This window comes from Brucella lupini (genome assembly GCF_002252535.1).
In the GTDB taxonomy this organism is placed as follows: domain Bacteria; phylum Pseudomonadota; class Alphaproteobacteria; order Rhizobiales; family Rhizobiaceae; genus Brucella; species Brucella anthropi.
Genome location: NZ_NNRN01000044.1, coordinates 61837 through 87606, shown reverse-complemented (window position 1 = coordinate 87606; position 25770 = coordinate 61837). Strand labels below are relative to the sequence as shown.

Genomic DNA, 25770 nt, shown 5'->3' with positions numbered 1-25770 from the left:
CCCGTTCCTGCTTGAGAGGGAGAGGAAGGCCGGGACGGGTTTGAGCCGGTGCGGTCGAGAGAGAGCGCTGCGCGGCTAGATCCTGTCCCGCTCTCCGAGGCTCATCCCATGACCTACACCTCTGCCGCCGCGGCCCTTCCGGTCGGGCCGACCCTTGCAGCCGTCGATACCGCCGTCGCCATCCACCAGGCCGGACTTCTCCTTCTTCCCCATCTCGAACGCGGCCAGCGTATCGACGCGGCCACGCTGCGCGCTGCGATGGAGACCGCCTTCGGCGGCTCCGACACGACCGGCGCGTGGAGCTGGAAGGATGCCTACGAAGCCTGCGAGGCCGCGACCGTCCTGTTTCTGCGCAAATACGGAAAGGCGCTTTTCCGTAAAGCCGGGTCTCAGGGCGCCAGCCTGCCGCTTCTGACCAGAATCGCCGGACTTCTGCCCACCCATACGCGCCGCTCCGAAGAGAGCCAGACTTTTCAGCAGTTCTCGACGCCGATTCCGCTCGGCCTGATCGCCGCCTCTGCCGCCGCCATCACGCCGGCCGACCGGGTTCTCGAACCTTCGGCGGGCACCGGACTGCTCGCCATCCTCGCCGAGATCGCCGGCGGATCGCTCACCCTGAACGAGTTGGCCGATACCCGCGCCGATCTTCTTGCGCATCTTTTTCCGGCCAATCCCGTCACCCGCTTCGACGCCGCGCAGATCCACGATCACCTCGATCCCGCCATCGTGCCGAGCGTCGTGCTGATGAACCCACCATTCTCGGCGATGGCGAACGTCTCAGGCCGGATGGCCGAAGCCACCTATCTCCATGTCGCCTCGGCGCTGGCGCGTCTGGCCGAGGGCGGGCGGCTGGTGACGATCACCGGCGCGAACTTCGCCCCCGATGCGCCGGCCTGGCGCGACGCCTTCATTCGGCTTCAGGAGCATGGCCGCGTGGTGTTCACCGCTGCCATCGACGGCTCGGTCTATGCCAAGCACGGCACGACTTTTCCCACCCGGCTAATCGTTATCGACAAAATACCCGCCGACGATCGGGCCGCATTTCCGGCGTCGCCCGGCATCGCGCCCGACGCCGCCACCCTGATCGGCTGGGTTGGCGAGCATGTGCCCGCACGCCTGCCGGTCGATCCGACGATCCTGGCTCCTGTTGCCACGGCCGCGCCTCGCACCGTTCGCCGCTATCTCGCCCGCGCCGCCACCTCCGCGCCGCCGCGTCCCGCCGCCGAACCCGAGGGCGTCGAACTCGCCTACGAGACCGTCGACTGGACGCCCGCCGACGACGGCCGCATCACCGATGCCATCTACGAAGAATACAGATTGCAGGCGATCCGTATTCACGGCGCGCAGGCCCATCCCACCAAACTCGTGCAATCGGCGGCCATGGCTTCGGTCGCGCCGCCCCGACCGAGCTACCGCCCGCGTCTGCCCGCCAATCTCGTCACCGAGGGCCTGCTGTCCGACGCCCAGCTCGAAACCGTCATCTATGCCGGCGAGGCCCATTCGGACTTCCTCGCCGGATCGTGGATGCTCGACGAGACTTTCGATGTTGTCTCGGCCGCGCCCGACGATGCGCCAAATGCCGTCCGCTTCCGTCGCGGCTTCATGCTCGGCGACGGCACCGGCGCCGGCAAAGGCCGCCAGTCTGCGGGCATTCTCCTCGACAACTGGATGAGAGGCCGTCGCAAAGCGGTGTGGATCAGCAAGTCTGACAAACTGCTGGAAGACGCACAGCGCGACTGGTCGGCGCTCGGCATGGAACGCCTGCTGGTCACGCCCCTGTCGCGGTTCCCGCAGGGCAAGGACATTCGGCTGCCCGAAGGCATCCTCTTCACCACCTACGCCACCTTGCGTTCCGACGAGCGCGGCGAAAAGGCGTCCCGCGTCCGCCAGATCGTCGACTGGCTCGGCGCCGACTTCGACGGCGTGATCGTCTTTGATGAAAGCCACGCCATGCAGAACGCGGCGGGGGGCAAGGGCGAGCGCGGTGACGTTGCTGCCAGCCAGCAGGGCCGCGCCGGGCTTCGTCTGCAGCACGCGCTGCCGAACGCCCGCATCGTCTATGTCTCGGCGACCGGCGCGACCACCGTTCACAACCTGGCCTATGCCCAACGGCTCGGCCTGTGGGGCGGCGAGGATTTTCCGTTCGCCACCCGCGCCGAGTTCGTCGAAGCCGTCGAAGCCGGGGGAGTCGCCGCCATGGAGGTTCTGGCCCGCGATCTTCGCGCGCTCGGCCTCTATACCGCCCGGTCGCTCTCCTATGATGGCGTCGAATACGAGCTGGTCGAACACCAGCTCACGCCCGAGCAGACGCGCATCTACGATGCCTATGCCGGCGCTTTCGCCATCATTCACAACAATCTTGACGCGGCGATGGAGGCCGCCAACATCACTGGCGGCGACAGCGGCTCCGGCACGCTGAACCGGCAGGCCAAGTCCGCCGCGCGCTCGGCCTTCGAGTCCGCAAAGCAGCGCTTCTTCGGGCATCTGCTGACCAGCATGAAGACGTCGACCCTGACCCGCTCGATTGAGCGTGATCTGGAGGACGGCCATGCCGCCGTGATCCAGATCGTCTCCACCGGCGAGGCTCTGATGGAACGCCGGCTCGCCGAACTGCCGGCCGAGGAATGGAACGACGTCCGGGTGGACATCACCCCCAGGGAATATGTCCTGGACTACCTCGCGCATAGCTTCCCGGTGCAGCTCTACGAGCCGTTCACCGACGCCGATGGCAATCTCTCCTCGCGCCCGGTCTATCGCGACGGTCAGCCGGTGGAGAGCCGCGAGGCCGTCGCCCGCCGCGACCGTCTGATCGAGAAGCTCGCTTCGCTGCCTCCCGTTCCCGGCGCGCTCGACCAGATCGTCCAGCGTTTCGGCACCGACCTCGTGGCCGAGGTGACGGGTCGTTCGCGCCGCATCGTCCGCAAAACCGGCCCCGGCGGCATCGACCGGCTGGCCGTCGAGAACCGCGCCGGATCGGCCAACTTCGCCGAGACCGCCGCCTTCATGGACGATCAGAAACGCATCCTGATCTTCTCGGACGCGGGCGGCACCGGCAGATCGTATCACGCCGACCTCAATGCGAAGAACCAGCGCCTGCGCGTGCATTATCTGCTGGAACCGGGCTGGAAGGCCGACGCCGCGATTCAGGGCCTCGGCCGCACCAACCGGACCAACCAGGCGCAGCCGCCGCTCTTCCGGCCGATCTCGACCGATGTGAAAGCTGAAAAGCGCTTTCTCTCGACCATTGCCCGCCGTCTCGACACGCTGGGCGCGATCACGCGCGGCCAGCGCCAGACCGGCGGTCAGGGCCTGTTCCGGCCCGAGGACAATCTGGAATCGCACCATGCCCGCGACGCGCTGCGCCAGCTCTACATGCTGCTCGTGCGCGGCAAGGTCGAAGGCTGCTCCCTCCAGATGTTCGAGGCATCCACCGGCCTCAAGCTAATGGACTCGACCGGCATCAAGGACGAGTTGCCGCCGATCACCACCTTCCTCAATCGCCTGCTGGCCCTCACCATCGACTTGCAGGGCATCCTGTTCACGGCGTTCGAGCAATTGCTGAACGCCCGCATCGAGGGCGCCATCGCATCCGGTAGCTATGATGTCGGGCTGGAAACGCTGCGGGCGGAGAGCTTCACCGTCACCGACCGCCAGACGATCCATGTCCATCCCGCCACCGGCGCCGAAGCCCGGCTGCTGACCATCACGCAGCGCCAGCGCAACCACCCGGTCACGCTGGCCGAGGCGCTCGATCTTCTCGCGGATCGGCGGACGAAGCTGCTCATCAACGAGCGCTCTGGCCGCGCCGCAGTCCAGACCCCGACCACCAGCGTCATGCTGGACGACGGGGAGATCGAGCGGCGCGTTCGCCTGATCCGGCCGATGGAGGCGCACAACATCCCCGTAAGGATGATGGGTGAGACCCATTGGGTCGAAGCGGACGAGGCCGGCTTCGCCTCGGCATGGGCGGCCGAAGTCGCCGAGGTTCCCGAGTTCGCCGACAGCATCATCCATGTCGTCAGTGGTCTGCTGCTGCCGATCTGGAAACGTCTCCCGGCCGAGTCGACGCGCGTTTACCGACTCCAGACCGATGACGGCGAGCGCATCGTCGGCCGCCGCGTCTCGCCAGCCTGGGTCGCGGGCGCTGTTGCAACCGGCGCCTCGACGCTGACGCCCGATGACGCCTTCACCGCGCTTATGGATGGCCGGACCATCCTCGATCTGAGCGAGGGGCTTCAGCTTCGCCGCAGCCGCGTCATGGGCGCCAACCGCATCGAACTCACCGGCTTCACCGACACGATGCGGGATCGGTTGCGCGCCTATGGCCTGTTCCACGAAATCATCTCGTGGAAGCTCAGGATGTTCGTGCCAACCGATGCCAGCGGCCCGGCCATTCTGGCCAAGGTGCTCGAACGCTATCCGGTCGAGCGCATCGGTGAACGGGAGGCGGCGTAAATGGTCCGCCAGACCGCTTCCGAACTTGCCCATCGTCTCGGCCGGGAGGCCGAGGCGGTGTGCCGCCACTATCTGTCCAACGGGCGGCGCGAGGGACGCTACTGGATGGTGGGCGACGTGCGCAACACCCCCGGACGTTCCATGTTCGTCCGGCTCAAAGGCCCGGAATCCGGCAAGGGAGCTGCTGGGCGCTGGACCGACGCCGCAACGGCCGAGCATGGCGATCTGCTCGACGTGATCCACGAAAGCTGCGGCCTGATCGACTTCCGCGATGTCGCCGACGAAGCCCGGTCGTTCCTCAGCCTGCCGAGACCGGAGCCTCAACCGGCTTCTCCGCCGTTGCCGGGTAAAGCGCCGCCGGGATCGCCCGAAGCGGCGCGGCGTCTGTTCGCCATGGCGCGGCCGATGACGGGCACAGTCGTAGAGGCGCATTTGCGGAACCGTGCGATTACGGCTTTGCACGACACGGCGAGCCTTCGGTTCCACCCGCGCTGCTACTACCGTCCGGAAGGCGATGGCCCGACCGAGACCTGGCCTGCGATGATCGCATCCGTCACCGACCTTGCCGGCGTCCAGACCGGCGCGCATCGCACCTGGCTTCGGCCCGATGGCGGCGGGAAGGCGCCCGTCAGAACGCCGAGGCGGGCGATGGGTCATCTCCTCGGGCACGGCGTCCGCTTCGGCAGGGCGCAGGATGTCCTGGCGGCGGGCGAAGGCATCGAGACCGTGCTGTCGGCACGCTCGGGTCTGCCCCGCATGCCGATGATCGCCGCGCTCTCTGCGGCGCACCTCGCCGCCATCCTGTTCCCGGTATCGCTGCGCCGGCTCTATATCGTCAGGGATCGCGATCCAGCCGGGACACGCGCGCGAGACCTGCTGGTCGAACGGGCGAGCAGCGCCGGGATCGAGGCGGTTGTCCTGTCGCCGGTGTTCGGGGACTTCAACGAGGATCTCAGACGCCGCGGCATCGAGGCGCTTCGGGCGGCCTTACAGGTTCAGATGATCCCCGAGGACGTCAGCCGGTTTCTCGCTGCGTGAGTGCGGGATCGGTCTGGCAGGGGGATGAGCCACAGCACCCCGAAACCTGCCGTATCCGGTCGTGGTGGTCCCCTGATGCGTCGGAGGGACCGCCGCCCACGGCCTTCTGAGAGGGCGATCGGCCCATAAACGGGCTGGTCAGGCAATGGCCGCGCGACTTGGCTATTTTCCGCCGGCGCCAGACCACCCCATGCGGCAAGCCGCGTGGGGACCCCGGATCAGCCGCCTTTGCAGCGCGAAACAAAATAGCCGTGCCCGGCCATCAAGGCCCTCGCGCGAGCGCGAGGACTGCCAGCCCGTCCCGCCCATGGGCTTCGACGCCTGCGAAGGCCGCGATGGGCGCGGTCGATCCGACAAGGCGAACACTATGATGACCGACTACGATGACTTGAGGTTCGAGCCGCAGCACAGCTCATCCCCCACCGATCACGTCCTCACCGAACTCCAGCTCTACGGCTACCGTCCGTTCAAGGATGAACCCGATCCGAGGCCGCTTCCCGAAGGCAACGCTGTTGCCGGGGCCGTCGCCGACATCTTCGATGCCCTGATCGTCACACTCGGCGACACCCGCCTCGAACCCGACCTCGACGAGCTGCTCTGGTCGACCGTCAATCTCTTCCACCGCGCAACCGGCCGCATCGAGCGCGATCTGGACGACAACGAGCTGGCGCAGCGCCGCCTTCAGCGCGAACAGGACGGCAGCGAGGTGAAGTCGGTCGAGCTGGAGCGGCTCACGGCCGAGGGGCAGACCTTCATCGAGCGGCGCAACAGCATGGAACTCTTCCGCGACGTCGCCGCCGAGCAGTTCGAGCGCCATACCGGATCAGCCTGGCGGCCGCGCTCCGGGTCGATGGTCAACCATCGCAACCTGACCTCGGCAATGATCGACAGCCGCGATTTCCTCGCCGCCAAGCGCCGGGCAGAGGCCGAGGTGATGCTTCCCGCCGGTCCCAGGGTCGCCTTCACCGGCGGTCTCGACTTCAACGATCACCGCCTGATCTGGGCCAAGCTCGATCAGGTCCACGCCAAGCACCCGGACATGGTGCTGCTGCACGGCGGATCGCCGAAGGGGGCCGAGCTGATCGCGGCAAAATGGGCCGACAATCGCAAGGTCCGCCAAGTCGCCTTCAAGCCCGACTGGACCAGACATGCCAAGGCCGCACCCTTCAAGCGCAACGACGCCATGCTCGATACGCTCCCGGTCGGCGTCCTCGTCTTCCCCGGCACCGGCATCCAGGAGAACCTCGGCGACAAGGCTCGCAAGCTCGGCATCCCGGTCATGAAGATCGACGGCGGCGCATAAAGCGCCGCCCTCGGGCGGCTGTCAAAGCCGCCAATTCTTGACGGGGAACCTATTTTTCGGTCACATAAGCCATCCTTGCAGAAACGGCGAAGCACCATAGTCGCAGGCGGCGCGCATCTCCTGGCGGCCTGTCGTGATCGTTTGTCCGTTCATGTGGAGGTTTCCATGTCTCTTATTCTGCTCGCCATCTTCCTTTCCGTCGTGGCCTGCATCGTGGCCTATCATCTGGCGATCTACGCCTTGCCCTTCATGGTCGGCCTGACGGCCTTCAAATATGTCTATGCCACGGACGCCGGATTCTTGATGTCCGGCCTTGCCGCCATCGGCGCGGCGCTCTTGTCCATCGCCGTCGTGATCGCGGTGCTGGGGTTTGCGAAAAACCCGTTTCTGCGTCTCGGCGCGCTCGCCGTCTTCACGATACCCGCCGCCATCGCGGGCTATGCGCTCGTCTATGGCGTTACCAAAAACGCGGTGGATTCCACTCTCGCGCTCAACATCCTCGGCAGCGTGGGTGGCCTGTTCATCGGCGTCGCGGCCATGCTCAATCTCAATGCTCTGGGAACCGCCGTCCTCTCACGCTGAACCGGACAGGCGATGCGTGGCGGCGTCCCGGCGCTCCCCATAGTGATGAAACCCGAGGGCCTGCGTCGCCGGATCTCCGACGCTGCCCGATCAGGGTGGACAGATCGGCATGGAGATGACCTACCGTTATCGCCCCGGTCCCTTCGCCCGGTCAGCCTTGAAAATCGGTCATCGGCTCGGTTCTCGCAAACCGTGCGACAGCATCGCAGCCCGCTGGTCAGCCCGTCGTTTCGCCGGGCGGTTACGACCGCGATCACCTTCATCGTCGCCCTTCCCAATATCCGCCGGATCGCGCCAGCGGCCCCGGATGGTTCTGGCGATGCCATTCTACTGAAAACCCGACAGCACATTCTTCTCGTCCCGGCCTGCCTTCCGGGCGGGGACGCGGATGGTCGGTGAATAAGGCCGGCGCCCGCGCGGGGTGGTGCGGACAGGGCCATGAGAGCACTGTTGGCAGCAAGGACGATGTTTGTGCTGTGCGTCTCAGTCCGTGTGCGTTCCGAGGCGCCAATCCCTCCGACTGACTGATCCCCTAAGTCCGTTCGGTTTCCACCAGCAACCCCCGCGGCTCCCAGCCGTGTTGCCGCGCGAGCGCGGCTGCCCGCTCCACTTGGGGCCTTAGGGGCGAGCTGCCGTGAGGACGGCAGTTGCGGGAGTCTCCCGACAGCCTTGGCCGGGTCTCGTCGGAGGGATGGTCCCTCCGAAGAAGCAACGGAGACTTACAATGCAGAACATCGTCATCCTCGCCGGCAACATCGGTCAGGACCCCGAAGCCCGCATCACCCAGGGCGGCACCGGCATCACCCACTTCACCCTGGCCACCTCGCGTCCCCGCTACTCGGAAGGCAAGGTTGTCCGGGACGAGAACGGCTATCGGGTGCAGGATACCGAATGGCACCGCATCACCGCCTTCAACGGCCTCGGCAAGACGATCCAGCAATATTGCGAGAAGGGTATGAAGGTTCTGGTTCGCGGTCGCATCCACTACACGAAGTGGACCGACCAGCAGGGCAACGATCGCTACGGTTGCGAGATAATCGCCGAGACAGTCGATTTCCTCAGCCGGGCCAGGCAGACCGAAAACGGTCAGGCCCAGCGCGACCTGGACGACGATATCCCCTTCTGACAAGGGCCAGAGCCCGGCGGCAGAAGCCGCCGGGTTCCTTTCGTGCCCACAGAACCATGTTCGTTAGCCTTAGCCGCAAGATATACTTGAGATAATCCGTGAGTTCTCATCAAAGAAGACGTTCATCCTCTCGCGGCCGAGATCCGAGGTCACCGCACAGGTAGAACATGCCATCCGCCAGGTTACGTCGGCTGGCTTCTTGGGAAGAGAGTCCAGCGGTTCGCCGACAAAGCCCTGAAACTGGGACGCACGACATTGATCCCCGAAATAATACTTGCGTGAGCCATCCGCGCTTTCAGCGATCCAAATCATGGGATCGTGCGGATGATTACGAATCGTGGACCCCTCGGGAGCCCAATAGATGAAAGGCGGCTCAGGATCAGCGTCAATGATCACATCAGGCTCACCCAGCACCTCGGATGGTATTGGGTCGTTTTGTGCGGACGCATATCCCACCGTCGTGCTTATCATCGCCACGGCTGCCGCAAAATACCTGACAGATTTCAGCAACAGGCTTCCTCATCATTCCTGCCATCGAAACACGATGACAAGACGTCAAATTACTACGTCGAAAATATGTCCCTGAACACTAACCTCCCGTCTGTCCGGCTCGAAAGGACGACCGAATCAGTCGCAGTTGCGTTGCTCAAATAGGCGTATAGGGCGTCCGATTCAGGTGGATTTCGTCCAAACTCCGACTATTATAGCCGTAGTTGTGGCGCGCTTTTATGTGCCGGTGGGAGGTGATCATGCATGATCACCGCACATCAAACACGAGCCGCGCGCGCATTGCTTGGTTGGACACAGGAGATGCTTGCCGACAGGGCCAGGGTATCGCTCACCGCGCTCAAGCGCATGGAGTCGATCAATGGCCTGCGCGTCTATGAAAGCACCGCCGATCAGGTGCGTCGCGCGCTCGAAGCGCAAGGCATCGTCTTTATCAATTCGGGCCCGCATATTGGAGTGATGGTCGATGTTTCGCAGTTGCATACATACAAATAGGATGGGACGCCGCTTTTGCTCCCCGTCTTCCCCGATAACTATCGTCGCTCTCCGCCGTTTCCCGGTCACTTCGTTGCGCTATGCGTCGGATCGCTTTAGGTGCTGCGTCACACATAGTAGGAGGTAGAATGACCACGTTATCCTTTCTCGACGAGGCGCCGACCGGGGATCTGCTGACCGAATACGACCGGCAGAACGTAAAGCTCTATGTCCGTCTGCTTGATGCGGAGGAAGACGGGGCATGCTGGGAGGAGGCTGTCGAAGTGCTCTTCGGCATTGATCCAGATGCCGAGCCGGAACGTGCGCGCAAAATCCATGACAGCCATCTGGCGCGCGCACACTGGATGACCGAACATGGCTACAAGATCTTACGGCGAGGCCGGCCGAACTAATTTCCCTCTCTGCCGCCGATGACCGTATTGCCGCCAGAGCAAGGCGGCTTGCGGCTCGCGGTAATTGCTCTGTGGATGACTCGCCGCGATCCTCTGCCCTGATTGGCGTATCTTGTTGAGCGGGAGGAGTGTCATGAAACCCAACACATCACTCTGGCGCGTTGCGTCGACTTACGACTTCGTGGATCACGCAGGGGTCGACGATATCGCCTGGGAATGTCTGAGGCGAAACCGGGACTATCAGAAGGACTATGCCGGTCTAAAAGCGCGCAGTGCGCTCGATCGCCCTGTGCCTGCGGAACTGGAGCGCCGCTGGGGGTTGCGATTTCGCCGCCCGTCCTCGCCTCGCAGCCGCTGACCAGCCGATCTTCTGGAGCGAACACGCCAATACGGGCGTCCTTCGCCTGGCTGCCGCTGGCGGGAGTGGTGAGGAGGACCAGGCAACCCTCCGAACATTTCTCGGCGACGAAATCAAAGCGGCCACCGAGGCTCTGCATATTCTGCGCAGGAGCATTAATCCCGACCAGCACCTCATGATCGATCCGAATTGCAGGCCGGACGATCCTCTGGAAGCGCGCATTTCCATCAGCCGCGATGGGCTTGATCGCCTGGCCGCGCTCGAGCGGCTGCTGCGCCAATTCCTCGGCTACAAGGTTCCAGCCGACAGGCGGATGACCGACCAGCAACGCCGGCGCCTGAAATCCATGTTCCGCGCGGTCGACGCACGCCAGCATAATGCCAGCCAGCGCGAGATCGCCGGTGTCCTCTATGGCGTCGAGCGGGTTGCTTCCGAACACTGGAAAACCTCATCCTTGCGCGACGCCGTGAGCGAACTGCTCAAATATGGCGATGCAATGATCGGCGGCGGCTATCTCAAGCTCCTGCGCTTCCGCCGCCGATTGTAGCCGCCTGTCCGATCAAGGGTGGGGGAATTTAGCACCCCCTGAATTCCCCCTCCCTCTGCGCGATCGTTCTTCGCCACCGTGACCTGTGTCCGCCGCTTCGAACCAGCGGCTCCACAGCAAACCACGGAGGCACCCATGCGACCCGATCCTGCTCTTTTACCGCCCCGCTTCCTGCGCACGAAAGAAGCGGCAGCCTTTCTCGGCCTGTCCGCACGCACGCTGGAAAAGCATCGAACCTATGGCACCGGCCCATCCTATCGCAAGCTCGGCGGCCGCGTGGTCTACACCATCCATGAGCTGGAAGCCTGGGCCGAAAAAGGCACGGTCACCTCGACCTCGGACCCGCGCGGCAGCGTGCTGCCCGCCAAGCGGCAGGAGCTGACATCTTCTGGTCATTCCGGCCGCTACGCACGCTGAGGTCGGGCCATATGTCGCGTTATCGACCACCAGCCTCCGAACGGGCCCAGCTCGATGCGTTCGTGATCGCAACGGGCGATGCAAGCCCGCGCGATCAACGGGATCTCATGGAACGGCCGTTCTTCTCGCTGGCCAAGGCCAAGAGGATCGTTCCGATCCGCTACGCATCGGGCGATGTCCGAGTCGAGGTGTTCGCAGTTCCCGAACACGGCATGGCGACCATCTGGGACGCCGATGTTCTCATCTGGGCCGCGAGCCAGATCGTCGAAGCCCAGAACCACGGGCTCGTCACGTCCCGCTTCCTGCGTTTCACACCCTACCAGCTTCTCACCGCAACCGGCCGCGGCACAGGCATTCGCGCCTACGAACTGCTCAAGGGAGCGCTCGACCGGCTGCAATCGACCTCGATCCGCACCACCATCCGTCACGACAAGCAATGGCGGCGGCATCAGTTCTCCTGGATCAATGAATGGGAAATGCTCACCCGGCACGACGGCCGCGTCGAGGGGATGGAATTCGTCCTGCCAGACTGGTTCTATCGCGGCGTCATCGACCGCACATTGGTGCTGGCGATCGACCCGGCCTATTTCCGGCTGAGCGGCGGGTTGGAACGCTGGCTCTACCGCGTTGCCCGCAAACATGCCGGTCGCCAACCGGAAGGCTGGCGCTTCGAGTTTTCCCATCTTCACAGGAAGTCCGGTTCGCTCGCACGACCTTCGGATTTCGCGCTCCACATGCGCCGGCTGATCATGCGCCAGCCGCTGCCGGGCTATCGCTTGGCACGCGAGATCGAGGACGGCCGCGAGCTGCTCCGCATCCAGCCTGTGCGCCTGTGGAAAGCCTGTGGACGAAGTGTGGACGGCATCTGTACTTCGAACGCATCCACTATCTGTACTTCGCACGCAGCAGGCACTGTACTTCGCACGCAGGGACAGCAGTTAAGCCTTTGGCCTGAAAAACGAATTCCGGCCCTTAACTTATCTAACCCTCTTGAATCTAACTTTTGTAGAGGCGCGCGCCCTGGGGAAAACCGGCTTCTCGACACCGCTGGCGACGCCTCCGACGGTCGGCTGACCGCGCAAAACATTCGGCTTTTCGCAAAGCGTGAACGGGGGCCGGAAGATGACTGAACGGTCCCGCAACTCGTGGTCTCGCGTTCCTTTAATCGTTGAACGGAATTCCCCGTTAATCGTGGACTCGCTCATCGACGCCTTACCGTCGCGAAGCACCGGCAACGGCCCACGATTGGCCTGCCAAACGCCGTCGACACGGCACGCGCTAATCATCAAATCGACAGGATTAAAGCCATGAGGCCGCCCGCCGACGTGCGCGCCGCCTACAAGGCCGCGCCCCATCTCACCCATGTGGAGCTCACCTGGCGCCAAGACCGGATCGAACACTGGCTGCGCTTCGGCCATCCAGTCGCCGAGCAACGGATCGATTATGCCCGCCGTATCGCCAGCTTCGCTCCCGGCCACGTCTTCGCCTTCGTCCGTTGGGCCTCGAACGCCTATGGCACGGTGCTTTCGCGCATCGACATCGTGCGCGTCGTCGGACCCGGGGAAGCCTACCAGACGCTGCCTTTCGTGCGGCGCGGCGGCGACATCCTGCTTCGCCTTGACGGCTGGCCGCAGGTGGAAAAGATTCTCCAGGCGATCGACGCCATAGAGGCGCTCGGCCTCGATCCGGCTGATGTTGCGCCCGATCACTGGCGCCATGTCCACAATCGCCTGACCGTCGGTCTGGAGCCGCACGCCTATACGCTTGCGCAGCACAACGCCTGGCTCAAACGGCGGAGGATTCAGTCGTGACGATCCTCGCCGGCGATTGCCGAGAGCTTATGCCCGCGCACGGTCCCTTCGACATGATCATCGCCGATCCGCCTTATGGCGACACATCGCTTGCATGGGACCGGCGCGTCGAAGGATGGCTGCCGCTTGCGCGGGCAGCCCTCGGCCGCACCGGATCGCTCTGGGTTTTCGGCTCGCTGCGCTGCTTCATGGCCACGGCCGACCGCTTTGCCGATGCAGGTCTTCGCTATGCACAGGAGATCGTCTGGGAGAAGCAGAATGGCTCCGGTTTCCACGCCGACCGCTTCAAGCGCGTGCATGAGCTGGCCGTCCAGTTCTATCGCGCCGAGACGCCATGGCGCGACGTTTACAACGATGTGCAGACCACCCCTGATGCGGTCGCCCGCACCGTTCGCCGCAAACGCCGTCCTCCCCATACCGGCCATATAGACGCTGGCTATTACATCAGCCAAGACGGCGGTCCGCGCATCATGCGGTCAGTCATCTATATCCGCAATGCGCACGGCCGCGCCATTCATCCGACCGAGAAACCGACATCGCTCCTCGAAATCCTGATCCGGACAAGCTGCCCTGAAGGCGGTCTTGTTGGCGACTGGTTTGCCGGATCGGGCGCCGCGGGAGAAGCGTGCCGGCTGTCCGGCCGGCACTATATCGGCTGCGAGCTCGATGCCGATATGGCTGCGCTTGCGCGTGCGCGCATCGCCGCCGTCCTGCCGCTGCACGGCGGCGATGCGCGCCGCGAGCCAGCCGGGGACAAGCCATGACCGCGCGCAAGGCCATACTGGCCGCGATGCTCGCCAGTGCAGCGCTCATCGCGCTGCCGGCATGGACCGGGCATGGGCCACGGCTCATCTGGAACGCATCGGCCAGCGAGCCGATCGGGCTCTACACAGTCACACCGGCGACAGAGATCGAAGTCGGCGATCTGGTCGCGGTGCTGCCGCCCGAAGACCTCGCCATCTTCTTCGACACGCGCGGCTACCTGCCGCGCGGTGTGCCGCTCATCAAACGCGTGCTCGCACTTTCCGGCACAAAGGTCTGCCGCCACGCGGCAACGATCATTGCCTACGGTCACGCCTATGGCGAAGCGCAGGCGCGTGACCGCTTCGATCGCGACCTGCCTTCCTGGCAAGGCTGCCGCACACTCGCCGAAGGCGAAGTGTTCCTGATGAACTGGGACGCTCCCGACAGCCTCGACGGCCGATATTTCGGGCCATTGCCGCTTTCCTCCATCACCGCCCGCGTCACGCCGGTCTGGACCGACGAGAACGGCGACGGGCGCTTCCAATGGCGGGCGTCAACGCGGTGAGCGACCCGTCCGTCGGCCGGCGCTCCCCTTGCCGGCCGTCACCATCACCGCAGCAGAAAGGACCAGACCCATGCCACAGATCGGCGAATTCACCCGCGAGAGTTTCGGCTTTTCCGGCCGCATCCAATCGCTCTTCCTCGACCGGACGATCGCAATTCTCCCAGCCGAGCCATCGGAGGTCGAGAACGCGCCCAACCACCGCGTCTATCTCGGCGGCGACGGCGATGGGCCGGAGATCGGCGCGGCATGGACCCGCACCGGCGAGAAAGCCGGCGAGTATCTCTCCGTGCTGCTCGACGATCCGTCCCTTCAGCATCCGATCCGCGCCAACCTGTTCCAGAATGGCAGCGACGCCGTCTCCTGGTCGCTGCACTGGAACCGGCCCCCCAAAGGCGATGGAAAGGACTGAGCGATGCCACTGCCTTGCATCGGGCATCGTCAGACGCGGGCGTTCGGGCGGCATCACGCCGCCCGGCGCATCGCGTTCCTTCTCCTTTCCGGCCTTTTCCTCGCCACCACATCGGCGGCGGCCGCGAGAGCTCAGAACGCACCATCCGTCCTGCAAACGACAGGCGGTCCTATTGCGGCCCATGTGACGGAAGCCGCAGAGCGATTCTCGATTCCCGAGCACTGGATTCGCGCCATCATGCAGACGGAAAGCGCCGGCGATCGCTCCGCCATATCCTCGGCCGGCGCCATGGGTCTGATGCAGGTCATGCCCGACACATGGACGGAACTGCGCTTGCGTTACGGCTTCGGCAGCGACCCGTTTGCGCAGCGCGACAACATACTCGCGGGCACCGCCTATCTGCGCGAGATGCTCGACCGATACAGCAATATCGGCGCGATGCTCGCCGCCTATAATGCCGGGCCGGCGCGTTACGACGAATATGTTTCGACCGGCCGCGCCTTGCCAGCAGAAACCCGTGCCTATGTCGCGGCACTCGTCCCTCTTCTCGGTGGGGAACCGCTTCCTCATAACCTCGCAAATGCTTCGCCATCGGTCACCGACTGGCGCGACGCCGGCCTCTTCGCGGTGTCCGCCAGCAGCCCGGAAACTGCGCCCGGCTTGCACGGCGAGCGTTACGCGAGCGGCACACTGGCGGCACCGACATCGCACCACAATCCGCTCGTGCCAGCACAACCGGACGCCCTGTTTCCGGTGCGGACTTCCCAGGGAGCCCGGCCATGAGACGCAGCGTGCAACCTCGCATCGTGGCGCAATGCCGGAAAGGAGGTGCGGCAGGAAGGGCAGCGTTAGCGATAGTGCGAACGGTAGGGCAAGTTAAAAGCGCCTGCCACGAACGCCCTAAGCCTCTGACTAAGCTTGGCTTTTACGTGGCAGGCGGGTCGGTCGCGTGCAAAGGGCACGAATTTGGGCAAGGAATTCAAGGGCTCGGCGTGGCAGGAGCCAGCCGGGCTGCGCGAGGTGTCCGGCGATGACCGACAGCGAGCACGAATTCCGCATCCGCCCGGGCAAGCCGCGATCTACCCGCGCGCCGCAGGCCAAAAGCTTCGTCAACCAGGTGCTGCGCGCCGCCCAGAAGGCAGGCCACACCCGTTCTCCAGGCGCATCGCGCTCTTCAGGCCGATTATCCGGTTCAGCGCCATCCACCTTCGGCCGCGGTCATAGCAAGTTCGGCCGTTCACACCTCTTCGCATCCAATCGCCGCGTCATCGCCAAGGCCCGCATCGCCCGCCACAAAGGCCGCGCCTTCCGTGCAGCGCCGATGGCGGCGCATCTCGCCTATCTCAAGCGCGAGGGCGTCAGCCGGGACGGCGAGCGCGGGATCATGTTCGACGCCGAGACCGATCGCGCCGACGATCTCGGTTTTGCCCGGCGCTGCGAAGAGGACCGGCATCACTTCCGCTTCATTGTCTCGCCCGAAGACGCCGCCGACATGGACGACCTCAAGGGCTTCACCCGCGATTTGGTCAAGCAGATGGAGGCCGATCTCGGCACAAAGCTCGACTGGGTGGCCGTTGATCACTGGAACACCGACAATCCCCATGTTCACCTCCTGGTGCGCGGGGTCGACGAAACGGGAGCCGACCTGGTTATCTCCCGCGACTACATCAGCCGAGGCCTTGCCTCCCGCGCCCGCGATCTGGTCGATCTCGAGCTCGGCCCCAAGCCCGAACACGAGATCCGCAACGCACTTGAGCGCGAGGTGACCGCCGAGCGCTGGACCCGACTTGATCGTGAGATCACCCGGCAAGCCAACGAACTGGGCTACATCGATCTGCGGCCCGAGGTGAAAGGCCCCGACGATCCCGAAATCCGCAGGCTGATGATCGCGCGGCTGCGCCATCTCGAACAGGCCGGCCTCGCGACCGACGCGGGCATCAACGAATGGTTTGTCGAGCCGGGAGCCGAACGCACATTGCGCGATCTGGGCATCCGCGGCGACATCATCAAGACCATGCATCGCGCTTTTGCCGAACGTGGCTCCGAGCGCGGCGCCGCGGACTTCGTGATCGATGCAGCGCGCGAGGGCCCGCCGATTATCGGACGGCTCATCGACAAGGGGCTCCATGACGAGTTGACCGGCGAAGCCTATGCCGTGATCGACGGCACCGACGGCCGTGCCCATCATGTTCGCCTGCGCGGCATGGAGGCGTTCGCACATGCGCCCGACGTTGGCGGCATCGTCGAAGTCCGGCGCTTCGGCGGGCCGGACGATCCGCGTCCAACCCTGATCCTCGCCAACCGTTCGCATCTCGATCTGAACGAGCAGATCACCGCACCCGGCGCGACGTGGCTCGATCACCGGTTGGTCGAGCGTGAACCCATGCCGCTCGCCACCGGCGGTTTCGGAAAGGAGGTTCGCGAGGCCATGGACGCCCGTGCCGAGCACCTCACTGACGAAGGCCTTGCCAGGCGTGACGGGCAGCGGATTGTCCTGCAGCGAAATCTGCTGAGCACCCTCCGCCGCCGCGAACTCGATGCCGTCGGTGCTGAACTTTCGGCCGAGACCGGAATGCCGCATGTGACGGCGCAGGCCGGCGAATACGTATCCGGCACCTACAGCCGCCAGATCACGCTCACCTCAGGGCGCTTCGCCATGATCGAGGGACGCGGTCCTGACGGCGGGCTCGGCTTCCAACTCGTGCCCTGGTCACGCGAGATCGACGACAAACTCGGCCAGCACATCTCCGGGGTCGCGAAATCCGGCAGCGGCATCGAATGGTCGCTGGGACGCAAACGCGATCTCGGCCTTTGACGAAAGGAATCTCTCATGTCCGGCACGAAAATCCTCTGGGGCCAGATTTCCATCGTCTTCCTGATCGTGCTCATCTCGGTCTGGTCAGGCACGCAATGGGTCGCCTGGCGGCTCGGCTTCCAGCCTCAGCTCGGCCCGGCCTGGTTCGAGGTGATGGGCTGGCCGGTCTATTATCCACCGGCGATCTTCTGGTGGTGGTATTTTTACGACGCCTATGCCCCGCGCATCTTCGCCGAGGGCGGCATCATCGCGGCGTCGGGCGGGTTCCTTGCAATCGGCATCGCCATCACCATGTCGGTGATGCGCGCCCGCGAGGCGGCCGATATCGATACCTATGGTTCGGCGCGATGGGCAGAGCGGCCCGAGATCGAGAAGGCCGGGCTGCTCGGCCCCGACGGCGTTGTGCTCGGAAAGCTCGATCGGGATTATCTGCGCCATGACGGGCCGGAGCATGTGCTGTGCTTTGCGCCGACACGATCGGGCAAGGGCGTCGGCCTCGTAGTGCCCTCGTTGCTGACTTGGCCCGGCTCGGCCATCGTCCACGACATCAAAGGTGAGAACTGGGAGCTCACGGCGGGCTTCCGAGGAAAGCACGGTCGCGTGCTCCTGTTTGATCCGACCAATGCGGCATCTGCCGCCTATAATCCGCTGCTCGAGGTGCGGCGCGGCGAATGGGAGGTTCGCGACGTCCAGAACATCGCCGATGTGTTGGTCGATCCCGAAGGGTCACTCGAAAGGCGCAACCACTGGGAAAAGACCAGCCATTCGCTCCTGGTCGGCGCCATCCTCCACGTCCTCTATGCGGAGAAGGACAAGACGCTTGCCGGTGTCGCGGCTTTTCTCTCCGATCCCCGTCGCACGATCGAAGCCACGCTCGATGGTATGATGGCCACCAGGCATCTGGGCGAAGCTGGCCCGCATCCCGTGGTCGCCTCGACCGCCCGCGAGCTCCTGAACAAATCCGACAATGAGCGTTCCGGTGTGCTCTCGACCGCCATGAGCTTTCTCGGCCTCTATCGCGATCCTGTCGTTGCGGCCGTCACCGCGCGCTGCGACTGGCGCATCGAGGACCTGATTGCCGACGCAAAGCCTTCCACACTCTATCTCGTGGTGCCGCCATCCGACATCTCCCGCACCAAGCCGCTCATCCGCCTGGTGCTCAACCAGATCGGCCGCCGCCTAACCGAGGATCTCCATACGAAAAAGCGCAAACATCGCGTCCTGATGCTGCTCGACGAGTTTCCGGCGCTCGGCCGGCTCGACTTCTTCGAGAGCGCGCTGGCTTTCATGGCCGGCTACGGTATCAGGAGCTTTCTGATCGCCCAGTCGCTCAACCAGATCGAAAAGGCCTACGGCCAGAACAACGCCATCCTCGACAACTGCCATGTGCGTGTCAGCTTTGCCACCAATGACGAGCGCACGGCAAAGCGCGTTTCCGATGCGCTCGGCACAGCAACCGAGATGAAGGCGATGCAAAACTATGCCGGCAGCCGGCTTGCGCCCTGGCTGGGGCACATCATGGTCTCGCGCTCCGAGACCGCCCGCCAGCTCCTTACGCCCGGCGAGATCATGCAGCTTCCGCCCGATGACGAGATCGTCATGGTCGCCGGCACGCCGCCGATCCGCGCGAAGAAGGCGCGGTATTTTGAAGATCAGCGTCTCAGTGAACGCATTCTGCCACCGCCAGATCCCGCAAAACTCGTCGTCACCGCGCGGCCGGATGGCTGGTCGGTGCTCAAGCCGGTCAAACCGGACGAAACACTGATCGCTGCCGCCGAAGAGGCCAGGAAGAAGAAGGAAGACAAGGCCAATTCCAGCCTGCGCCGTGAGCCCGAACTCCCCGACCATGTCGAGATCGTCCACGAGAAGAAGGAACCCGCTCCCGAAAACGAGTTCAGAATCATGCTCGACGATGATCAGGAGGACAACGCCCGCCAGCGACAGGCGATCCGCCGCCAGATGGGCCGTATCGCCCGGCAGACTTCACTCAATCCCGATGACGGTATCGAACTGTAAGGAATATGGCCATGCGCGATCGTCTCAACGCCTCCCTGCCAGTTGCCCTGATCGATCAGGTCGCCGAACTTGCCGCGCGCAAGAAAATAACGCGCTCTTCAATTGTCGAGGCGGCGCTCGAATCCTTTTTCTCGCCCGACAATGCCCAGATGCAGGAGGCAGCACTTGCCAGACGCCTCGACCGGCTTTCCCGACAGGTCGCCCGGATTGAGCGGGATCTTGGCATCTCGGCCGAAACGCTTGCGCTGTTCGTGCGCTTCTGGCTCACAGTCACACCGCCCATAGCGCCCGATGCCTATTCTGCAGCACAAGCCAAGGGTCGAGTGCGGTTCGAAGGATTCGTCGACACGCTCGGCAAGCATCTGCAGTCCGGCCGAAGCTTCTTGAAGGAGATACCGGAGGATGCTGCTGCAAGTTCAGCGGATCGCGTAGACAACTAGATTCACCTGTTTCGGGTGCCGGCACATCGTAAATGCTTTGATGTATATTCGGAAGGTGTCCACGCCCCATTTCGCAAAAGTGTTCCAATCAGGCAGTTCGCAGGCTGTGCCGCACCCTAAGGAATCCCGCCTCCATGTAAATGAAGTCGAGGTCTCGCGCGAAGATGAAGCCGTCATCCTGCGTCCCGAGGCCGATAAATGACACCGTTGGGCTTCGCTGCACGCCGCTGTCGCGCGAGATGACGATAGTAAGGAACAACACAGGGAATTCTCCTACGTTCCAGACCTGCGCCTTGAAGATTAGGCCATCATTTAGCCCCGGGCGTCAGTGAACTCCCTCTCGCTTTTAATTCGTCGGCGGCCCCTAAATCTCACGCAGACCTATCGAGCCAATTCCGCCGTTTTCCTGTATTTACACGCTACGCTACGACGCCTGCCGAAACTTCTTGAACTGCCGCGCTTTGTGGCTCTTTTAGTCATCCCCATCCGGGGATCGCCAATCACCTCCTCCCCGGCGGAACGGGGATGAGATGGCCGGAAACAACCAGAAACGGGCAACGACCGAACGCGGCGCGCGCATGCTGCGAACCGCGCTCGGGCCTGCCATCTCAACTCTCCTGCAAGACAAGTCCATCGTCGAGGTTATGCTGAACCCCGATGGTCGCATCTGGGTGGATCGGCTGTCCGAGGGCCTCTCCGACACCGGCGAACGGCTGACTGCAGAGGACGGTGAGCGTATTATCCGCCTCGTCGCCCATCACGTCGGGGCCGAGGTCCACGCCCGTTCGCCGCGAGTCTCGGCCGAACTTCCCGAAACCGGCGAACGGTTTGAGGGACTATTGCCGCCCATCGTGGGCGCGCCCGCCTTCGCCATCCGCAAGCCCGCAGTGGCGATATTCAGCCTCGACGACTATGTGGCGGCCGGCATCATGAGCGCCGCCCATGCCGCCACGCTGCGCAATGCCGTCGCTTCCCGCGCCAATATCCTCGTCGTCGGAGGAACGAGCACCGGCAAAACGACGCTCACCAATGCGTTGCTCGCCGAGGTCGCCAAGACGGCAGATCGCGTCGTCATCATCGAGGACACGCGCGAGCTGCAATGTGCCGCACCGAATTTGGTGGCAATGCGGACCAAGGATGGCGTGGCGACGCTTTCCGATCTCGTCCGCTCCTCGCTGCGCCTGCGCCCCGACCGTATCCCTATCGGCGAGGTGCGCGGCTCCGAAGCCCTGGATCTGCTCAAAGCATGGGGGACCGGACATCCCGGCGGAATCGGGACCATCCATGCTGGTTCCGGCATCGGCGCGCTGCGCCGTCTCGAACAACTCATTCAGGAAGCCGTTGTCTCTGTCCCGCGCGCCCTCATCGCGGAGACGATCGACATAGTAGCAGTCCTTGCCGGGCGCGGTTCCGCGCGCCGGCTGGTGGAACTTGCCCGCGTCGAAGGGCTCGGCCCGGATGGCGATTACCAGCTTTCGCCCGCCCTTCCAGACCCCACCCCAAACGACCCTTCAGGAGAACCCGCATGATCCGCCGCGCCTTTCGCATCCGCCGTCACATCGCCACTGCCAACGCCTTCACTTGGGTCGCTCTTATGACGTCGCCGGCGCTCGCCTCCGGCTCGTCCATGCCGTGGGAGGCACCGCTTCAGTCGATCCTCGAATCCATCGAGGGTCCGGTGGCGAAAATCGTCGCCGTCATCATCATCATCGTGACCGGCCTGACGCTCGCCTTCGGCGATACCGGCGGCGGCTTCCGGCGGCTGATCCAGATCGTTTTCGGGATTTCGATCGCGTTCGCCGCCAGCTCCTTCTTTCTCAGCTTCTTCTCCTTTGGTGGCGGGGCGCTGATCTGATGGCGACCGTTCTCGAACAGCTCGACGCCGTGCCGGGGTTCACCGCCCCGGTTCATCGCGCGCTCAGCGAACCCATCCTACTGGGCGGTGCGCCGCGTTCGGTAGCGATCCTCAACGGCACGCTTGCCGGGGCCGTGGGTCTCGGCCTTCAGCTCTGGCTCGCCGGCATCCTGATCTGGGCAGCAGGCCATCTCGCAGCCGTATGGGCGGCGCGGCGCGATCCCCTCTTCATGGAAGTAACGCGCCGACACCTGCGCGTTCCGGCTTTTCTTTCGGTGTGAGGCGCAGGCCATGATGAACCTCGCAGAATATCGCCGTACCGCCGCGCGCCTCGCCGACTACCTGCCCTGGGTGGCGCTGGTCGGTCAGGGCGTCGTCTTGAACAAGGATGGATCGCTCCAGCGTAGCGCAAAGTTCCGCGGGCCGGATCTCGACTCGGCAGTCGCAGCCGAGCTGGTCGGCGTCGCCGCGCGCCTCAACAATTCCTTCCGCCGCCTCGGCTCCGGCTGGTGCATTTTCGTCGAGGCGCAGCGGTCCGAGGCTGGCACCTATCCGAACGACGTCTTTCCCGATCCGGCATCCGCGCTGGTCGATGCCGAGCGCAAGGCCGATTTCGAGGAGGAAGGCAGCCACTTCGTCTCCGACTACTATCTGACCTTCCTCTGGCTTCCACCCGCGGAGGACGCCGCCCGCGCCGAAAGCTGGCTCTATGAAGGCCGGGAGACCTCCGGCGTCGATCCCTGGGAGCTGGTGCGCGGCTTCGTCGATCGCACCGATCGCGTGCTGGCGCTCCTCGACGGCTTCATGCCCGAGTGCCGGTGGCTCACCGACGCCGAGACGTTGACCTATCTTCATTCGACCGTCTCGACCAAACGGCACCGCGTCCGTGTGCCAGAGACCCTGATCTATCTGGACGCGCTGCTCGCCGACGAGGCGCTGACCGGCGGGCTCGAACCGCGCCTCGGCGCCGCGCATCTGCGCATCCTCACCATCACCGGATTCCCGAGCATCACGACGCCCGGCCTGCTCGACGACCTCAACCGGCTGGCTTTCCCCTATCGCTGGTCGACCCGCGCCATTCTGATGGACAAGACGGACGCGACCAGGCTGCTCACGAGAATCCGCCGCCAGTGGTTTGCGAAGCGCAAGAGCATCGCCGCCATTCTGAAAGAGGTGATGACGAACGAGCAATCGGCGCTCGTCGACACCGATGCCGCCAACAAGGCTGCCGATGCCGACCTGGCGCTACAGGAACTCGGCGCGGACATCGCCGGCATCGCCTATGTCACCGCGACCGTCACGGTCTGGGACGCCGATGCCGCCCGCGCCGACGAGAAGCTGCGGCTGGTCGAGAAGGTCATCCAGTCCCGCGATTTCAGCGTGATGGTCGAGACGGTCAACGCCGTCGACGCCTGGCTCGGCTCCCTGCCGGGCCACGCCTACGCAAATGTGCGTCAGCCTCCGGTCTCGACGCTCAACCTTGCCCACATGGTTCCTTCGTCCGCCGTGTGGGCGGGGCCGGAACGGGACGAGCACTTCGGCGCACCCCCGCTGCTGTATGGCAGGACCGAAGGCTCCACCCCGTTCCGGTTCTCCCTTCATGTCGGTGATGTCGGCCACACCCTAGTCATCGGCCCCACCGGCGCTGGGAAGTCCGTGCTTTTGGCGCTCATGGCCCTGCAATTCCGTCGTTATGAGGGCGCGCAGGTCTTCGCCTTTGACTATGGCGGGTCCATCAGGGCAACCGCCCTTGCCATGGGCGCTGACTGGCACGATCTCGGTGGACGGCTCACCGAAAACGCCGAGATTTCCGTCTCGCTCCAGCCGCTTGCCCGCATCGAGCAGACGCAGGATCGCGCATGGGCCGCAGACTGGATCATAGCGATCCTAGCGCGCGAAGGCGTATCCGCTACGCCCGAGGCGAAAGAGCATATCTGGACCGCCCTCACGTCGCTGGCGTCGGCTCCCGTCGAGGAACGAACGATCACCGGCCTCTCGGTGTTGCTCCAGTCCAACGATCTCAAGCTCGCACTCCAACCCTATTGCATCGGCGGTCCCTACGGCCGGCTGCTCGACGCCGAGTCGGAAACCCTGGGCGAAGCCTCTGTCGTCGCTTTCGAAACCGAAGGGCTGCTGGAGACCGGCGCGGCTCCAGCCGTCCTCGCCTATCTCTTCCACCGGATCGCCGATCGCCTCGACGGCCGCCCGACCATGATCGTCATCGATGAAGGCTGGCTTGCGCTCGGCGATCCGGCCTTCGCCAAACAATTGGGCGAGTGGCTGGTCACGCTGCGCAAGAAGAACGCAAGCGTTGTCTTTGCGACCCAATCGCTCGCACAGCTCGAAAAGAGCAGCATCGCGCCGGCGATCATCGAAAGCTGCCCGACGCGGCTGCTTCTGCCCAACGACCGTGCCGTTGAACCGCAGATCACGGCCATCTACAGGCGCTTCGGGCTGAACGATCGGCAAATCGAGATCCTGGCCCGCGCTATCCCGAAACGGGACTATTACTGCCAAAGCCGCAGGGGAAACCGGCTGTTCGAGCTGGGCCTGTCCGAAGTCGGCCTCGCGCTCTGCGCGGCGTCCTCCAAGTCCGACCAGGCATTGATCGCCGATATCCTCGCCGAGCATGGCCGCGACGGTTTCCTCGCTGCATGGCTCACGGCGCGCGGCGTCGAATGGGCGGCCGATCTCATTCCCAACCTCACCAACATCACCGCCGCTGCGGAGCCCCTCGCGCCCGGCGCGGTGCTCGCGGCGGCGCTCGACCTCACCGATGCCCTTGAACTCGACCCAGAGGAGATCATGCCATGACCCGACACCGCTTTCCCCGTCTCGCCGGCGCTTCATTGCTCGCGCTGTCCCTTGCCGCGCCGATGGCGCTTTCGCCGGTCTTCACCACGCCGGCCCACGCCCTCTTCGGCTTCGGCCGGATCGTTTACGACCCGACCAACCATGCCGAGAACCTTCTGACTGCCGCGCGGACGCTGGAGCAGATCAACAACCAGATCACGTCGCTCCAGAACGAAGCGCAGATGCTCATCAACCAGGCGAGGAACCTGGCGAGCCTCCCCTTCAGCTCGCTTCAGGCGCTCCAGCAGAATGTGCAGCGCACCCAGCAGCTTCTCGGAGAGGCGCAGAACATCGCCTTCGACGTTCAGTCGATCGACAGCATGTTCCAGCAAGACTACGGCAAGCTCTCCCTCTCGGCCACCGACAGCCAGTTGATCGCCGATGCGCGCAGCCGGTGGGAAACGACCGTCGGCGGCTTGCAGGACGCGATGCGTGTCCAGGCCGGGGTGGTCGGCAACATCGACACCAACCGCTCGCAGATGTCGGCCCTCGTCGGCGAGAGCCAGGGTGCGACCGGCGCGCTTCAGGCAACCCAGGCCGGCAACCAGCTCCTCGCCCTGCAAAGCCAGCAACTCTCCGACCTCATTGCCGTGATCTCGGCCAATGGCCGGGCGGATGCCTTGTCCGAGGCTGAACGCGCCACGGCGGCCGAGCAGGGCCGCATCCAGCGCGAACGCTTCCTGACGCCCGGCTCCGGCTACCAGCCGGGCAATGCAAGCATGTTCAACAACTGACAGGCCGGAAGGGGGACATCATGGACGGCAAGGTGCTGGCCCGGATCGCGGCCATCATATTCGTCGCCGTCGCCATCACGGCGACGATCATCGAAATGACCCGCGAGGAAAAGACCGGGCCGGCGCCGGCCACGCCTGCGCTTCAGCCTGCAGCCGATCCGCTGCGGCTGGAACAGCGTCGTTGCCAGGAGCTGGGTGAAGCCGCCGCAAATGACGCCGCTTGCCTGCGCGTCTGGGCCGAGACCCGCGATCGCTTCCTCGGCCGCTCGCCCGCACCGGCAGCTCCTGCCCCGAACGAAGGGCGGTGA

General features: G+C 64.5%; 28 protein-coding genes. 26 read left to right on the top strand and 2 right to left on the bottom strand.

Annotated features, from left to right (window positions below; genetic code table 11):
* Positions 1–108 precede the first annotated feature (108 nt).
* The 6 genes from CES86_RS10315 (at position 109) to CES86_RS10290 (ending at position 8504) form a co-directional block, all read left to right on the top strand.
* Positions 109–4455 carry a strawberry notch family protein gene (locus CES86_RS10315; protein ID WP_094514355.1) on the top strand — a complete coding sequence of 1449 codons (4347 nt, stop codon included), beginning with the start codon at positions 109–111 and terminating at the stop codon, positions 4453–4455.
* Positions 4456–5493 (top strand): DUF7146 domain-containing protein, encoded by a 1038-nt coding sequence (locus CES86_RS10310; RefSeq protein WP_094514353.1) that lies wholly within the window; start codon positions 4456–4458, stop codon positions 5491–5493.
* 367 nt (positions 5494–5860) lie between these two features.
* Positions 5861–6796, top strand: a complete 936-nt coding sequence (locus CES86_RS10305; protein WP_094514421.1) for a DUF2493 domain-containing protein — start codon at positions 5861–5863, stop codon at positions 6794–6796.
* Positions 6797–6961: 165 nt separating this feature from the next.
* Positions 6962–7378: a hypothetical protein gene (locus tag CES86_RS10300; RefSeq protein ID WP_094514352.1), complete on the top strand. Its 417-nt coding sequence runs from the start codon at positions 6962–6964 to the stop codon at positions 7376–7378.
* 192 nt (positions 7379–7570) lie between these two features.
* Positions 7571–7777, top strand: a complete 207-nt coding sequence (locus tag CES86_RS10295; protein WP_094514350.1) for a hypothetical protein — start codon at positions 7571–7573, stop codon at positions 7775–7777.
* Between the two features lie 325 nt (positions 7778–8102).
* On the top strand, positions 8103–8504 hold the full coding sequence (locus tag CES86_RS10290; RefSeq protein WP_036589112.1) for a single-stranded DNA-binding protein: 402 nt from the start codon (positions 8103–8105) through the stop codon (positions 8502–8504).
* A gap of 69 nt (positions 8505–8573) precedes the next feature.
* Here the strand turns inward: CES86_RS10290 and CES86_RS10285 are convergent, their stop codons facing one another.
* Positions 8574–9014, bottom strand: a complete 441-nt coding sequence (locus CES86_RS10285) for a hypothetical protein (RefSeq protein ID WP_199270306.1) — start codon at positions 9012–9014, stop codon at positions 8574–8576.
* 243 nt (positions 9015–9257) lie between these two features.
* Here CES86_RS10285 and CES86_RS10280 point away from each other — a divergent pair, with 243 nt between their 5' ends.
* The 14 genes from CES86_RS10280 to CES86_RS10215 all read left to right on the top strand — a co-directional run bounded on the left by CES86_RS10280 (position 9258) and on the right by CES86_RS10215 (position 20020).
* The gene (locus CES86_RS10280; RefSeq protein ID WP_036589110.1) at positions 9258–9506 is read left to right on the top strand and encodes a helix-turn-helix domain-containing protein; all 249 of its coding nucleotides are present in this window, start codon (positions 9258–9260) and stop codon (positions 9504–9506) included.
* A 128-nt stretch (positions 9507–9634) separates the two neighbouring features.
* A complete protein-coding gene (locus CES86_RS10275) occupies positions 9635–9898 on the top strand; it encodes a DUF2285 domain-containing protein (protein WP_094514348.1) in 264 nt (87 codons plus the stop codon).
* 133 nt (positions 9899–10031) lie between these two features.
* The gene (locus CES86_RS10270; RefSeq protein WP_080692129.1) at positions 10032–10256 is read left to right on the top strand and encodes a transcriptional regulator domain-containing protein; all 225 of its coding nucleotides are present in this window, start codon (positions 10032–10034) and stop codon (positions 10254–10256) included.
* Entirely contained in the window at positions 10171–10803 is a 633-nt protein-coding gene (locus CES86_RS27905) for a DUF2285 domain-containing protein (RefSeq protein WP_235819905.1), read from the top strand. Before CES86_RS10270 ends, CES86_RS27905 begins: the two co-directional genes overlap by 86 nt.
* A 135-nt stretch (positions 10804–10938) precedes the next feature.
* Positions 10939–11220: a helix-turn-helix transcriptional regulator gene (locus tag CES86_RS10260; RefSeq protein WP_036589108.1), complete on the top strand. Its 282-nt coding sequence runs from the start codon at positions 10939–10941 to the stop codon at positions 11218–11220.
* An 11-nt stretch (positions 11221–11231) separates the two neighbouring features.
* Complete coding sequence (locus CES86_RS10255) at positions 11232–12350, top strand: replication initiator protein A (protein ID WP_094514347.1); 1119 nt, start codon at positions 11232–11234, stop codon at positions 12348–12350.
* Between the two features lie 177 nt (positions 12351–12527).
* Complete coding sequence (locus CES86_RS10250) at positions 12528–13031, top strand: DUF2840 domain-containing protein (RefSeq protein ID WP_094514345.1); 504 nt, start codon at positions 12528–12530, stop codon at positions 13029–13031.
* Positions 13032–13060: 29 nt separating this feature from the next.
* Positions 13061–13795: a DNA-methyltransferase gene (locus CES86_RS10245; protein WP_094514419.1), complete on the top strand. Its 735-nt coding sequence runs from the start codon at positions 13061–13063 to the stop codon at positions 13793–13795.
* Positions 13792–14340, top strand: a complete 549-nt coding sequence (locus CES86_RS10240) for a S26 family signal peptidase (RefSeq protein ID WP_094514343.1) — start codon at positions 13792–13794, stop codon at positions 14338–14340. Before CES86_RS10245 ends, CES86_RS10240 begins: the two co-directional genes overlap by 4 nt.
* Before the next feature lie 70 nt (positions 14341–14410).
* Positions 14411–14749 carry a DUF736 domain-containing protein gene (locus CES86_RS10235; RefSeq protein WP_094514342.1) on the top strand — a complete coding sequence of 113 codons (339 nt, stop codon included), beginning with the start codon at positions 14411–14413 and terminating at the stop codon, positions 14747–14749.
* Between the two features lie 3 nt (positions 14750–14752).
* Entirely contained in the window at positions 14753–15532 is a 780-nt protein-coding gene (locus CES86_RS10230) for a lytic transglycosylase domain-containing protein (RefSeq protein ID WP_094514340.1), read from the top strand.
* Positions 15533–15779: 247 nt separating this feature from the next.
* A complete protein-coding gene (locus CES86_RS10225) occupies positions 15780–17564 on the top strand; it encodes a relaxase/mobilization nuclease domain-containing protein (RefSeq protein WP_094514339.1) in 1785 nt (594 codons plus the stop codon).
* Positions 17565–17579: 15 nt separating this feature from the next.
* Positions 17580–19580, top strand: coding sequence for a conjugal transfer protein TraG (locus CES86_RS10220; protein WP_094514337.1), 2001 nt, complete (start codon positions 17580–17582; stop codon positions 19578–19580).
* 11 nt (positions 19581–19591) lie between these two features.
* Positions 19592–20020 carry a ribbon-helix-helix protein, CopG family gene (locus tag CES86_RS10215; protein WP_036589091.1) on the top strand — a complete coding sequence of 143 codons (429 nt, stop codon included), beginning with the start codon at positions 19592–19594 and terminating at the stop codon, positions 20018–20020.
* Positions 20021–20108: 88 nt separating this feature from the next.
* On the opposite strand, the gene CES86_RS27505 is transcribed toward CES86_RS10215, so the two are convergent.
* Entirely contained in the window at positions 20109–20282 is a 174-nt protein-coding gene (locus CES86_RS27505; protein WP_167387112.1) for a hypothetical protein, read from the bottom strand.
* A 268-nt stretch (positions 20283–20550) separates the two neighbouring features.
* On the opposite strand from CES86_RS27505, the gene trbB reads away from it, so the two are divergent.
* The 6 genes from trbB to trbK-alt are packed head-to-tail and all read left to right on the top strand — an operon-like array spanning position 20551 to position 25770.
* Positions 20551–21549: a P-type conjugative transfer ATPase TrbB gene (gene trbB, locus CES86_RS10210; RefSeq protein ID WP_094514336.1), complete on the top strand. Its 999-nt coding sequence runs from the start codon at positions 20551–20553 to the stop codon at positions 21547–21549.
* Positions 21546–21875, top strand: coding sequence for a TrbC/VirB2 family protein (locus CES86_RS10205; protein WP_094514334.1), 330 nt, complete (start codon positions 21546–21548; stop codon positions 21873–21875). The genes trbB and CES86_RS10205 overlap by 4 nt, the downstream gene beginning before the upstream one ends.
* Positions 21875–22156, top strand: coding sequence for a VirB3 family type IV secretion system protein (locus CES86_RS10200; RefSeq protein ID WP_094514332.1), 282 nt, complete (start codon positions 21875–21877; stop codon positions 22154–22156). Before CES86_RS10205 ends, CES86_RS10200 begins: the two co-directional genes overlap by 1 nt.
* A gap of 10 nt (positions 22157–22166) precedes the next feature.
* Complete coding sequence (trbE, locus tag CES86_RS10195; RefSeq protein ID WP_094514331.1) at positions 22167–24689, top strand: conjugal transfer protein TrbE; 2523 nt, start codon at positions 22167–22169, stop codon at positions 24687–24689.
* Positions 24686–25462, top strand: coding sequence for a P-type conjugative transfer protein TrbJ (trbJ, locus tag CES86_RS10190; RefSeq protein WP_036589081.1), 777 nt, complete (start codon positions 24686–24688; stop codon positions 25460–25462). The genes trbE and trbJ overlap by 4 nt, the downstream gene beginning before the upstream one ends.
* A 20-nt stretch (positions 25463–25482) precedes the next feature.
* A complete protein-coding gene (gene trbK-alt, locus CES86_RS10185; RefSeq protein WP_094514329.1) occupies positions 25483–25770 on the top strand; it encodes a putative entry exclusion protein TrbK-alt in 288 nt (95 codons plus the stop codon).

Bases quoted from the DNA above. Each gene is read 5' to 3' on its own strand.
- CES86_RS10235 (WP_094514342.1), top strand. From the start codon at position 14,411: ATGCCACAGATCGGCGAATTCACCCGCGAGAGTTTCGGCTTTTCCGGC.
- trbJ (WP_036589081.1), top strand. From the start codon at position 24,686: ATGACCCGACACCGCTTTCCCCGTCTCGCCGGCGCTTCATTGCTCGCG.
- CES86_RS10260 (WP_036589108.1), top strand. From the start codon at position 10,939: ATGCGACCCGATCCTGCTCTTTTACCGCCCCGCTTCCTGCGCACGAAA.
- CES86_RS10245 (WP_094514419.1), top strand. From the start codon at position 13,061: ATGCCCGCGCACGGTCCCTTCGACATGATCATCGCCGATCCGCCTTAT.
- CES86_RS10300 (WP_094514352.1), top strand. From the start codon at position 6,962: ATGTCTCTTATTCTGCTCGCCATCTTCCTTTCCGTCGTGGCCTGCATC.
- CES86_RS10315 (WP_094514355.1), top strand. From the start codon at position 109: ATGACCTACACCTCTGCCGCCGCGGCCCTTCCGGTCGGGCCGACCCTT.
- CES86_RS10255 (WP_094514347.1), top strand. From the start codon at position 11,232: ATGTCGCGTTATCGACCACCAGCCTCCGAACGGGCCCAGCTCGATGCG.
- CES86_RS10220 (WP_094514337.1), top strand. From the start codon at position 17,580: ATGTCCGGCACGAAAATCCTCTGGGGCCAGATTTCCATCGTCTTCCTG.
- CES86_RS10250 (WP_094514345.1), top strand. From the start codon at position 12,528: ATGAGGCCGCCCGCCGACGTGCGCGCCGCCTACAAGGCCGCGCCCCAT.
- trbK-alt (WP_094514329.1), top strand. From the start codon at position 25,483: ATGGACGGCAAGGTGCTGGCCCGGATCGCGGCCATCATATTCGTCGCC.
- CES86_RS10290 (WP_036589112.1), top strand. From the start codon at position 8,103: ATGCAGAACATCGTCATCCTCGCCGGCAACATCGGTCAGGACCCCGAA.
- trbE (WP_094514331.1), top strand. From the start codon at position 22,167: ATGATGAACCTCGCAGAATATCGCCGTACCGCCGCGCGCCTCGCCGAC.
- CES86_RS10240 (WP_094514343.1), top strand. From the start codon at position 13,792: ATGACCGCGCGCAAGGCCATACTGGCCGCGATGCTCGCCAGTGCAGCG.
- CES86_RS10305 (WP_094514421.1), top strand. From the start codon at position 5,861: ATGATGACCGACTACGATGACTTGAGGTTCGAGCCGCAGCACAGCTCA.
- CES86_RS10310 (WP_094514353.1), top strand. From the start codon at position 4,456: ATGGTCCGCCAGACCGCTTCCGAACTTGCCCATCGTCTCGGCCGGGAG.
- CES86_RS10280 (WP_036589110.1), top strand. From the start codon at position 9,258: ATGATCACCGCACATCAAACACGAGCCGCGCGCGCATTGCTTGGTTGG.
- CES86_RS10230 (WP_094514340.1), top strand. From the start codon at position 14,753: ATGCCACTGCCTTGCATCGGGCATCGTCAGACGCGGGCGTTCGGGCGG.
- CES86_RS10270 (WP_080692129.1), top strand. From the start codon at position 10,032: ATGAAACCCAACACATCACTCTGGCGCGTTGCGTCGACTTACGACTTC.
- CES86_RS10225 (WP_094514339.1), top strand. From the start codon at position 15,780: ATGACCGACAGCGAGCACGAATTCCGCATCCGCCCGGGCAAGCCGCGA.
- CES86_RS10205 (WP_094514334.1), top strand. From the start codon at position 21,546: ATGATCCGCCGCGCCTTTCGCATCCGCCGTCACATCGCCACTGCCAAC.
- CES86_RS10275 (WP_094514348.1), top strand. From the start codon at position 9,635: ATGACCACGTTATCCTTTCTCGACGAGGCGCCGACCGGGGATCTGCTG.
- CES86_RS10200 (WP_094514332.1), top strand. From the start codon at position 21,875: ATGGCGACCGTTCTCGAACAGCTCGACGCCGTGCCGGGGTTCACCGCC.
- CES86_RS10215 (WP_036589091.1), top strand. From the start codon at position 19,592: ATGCGCGATCGTCTCAACGCCTCCCTGCCAGTTGCCCTGATCGATCAG.
- trbB (WP_094514336.1), top strand. From the start codon at position 20,551: ATGGCCGGAAACAACCAGAAACGGGCAACGACCGAACGCGGCGCGCGC.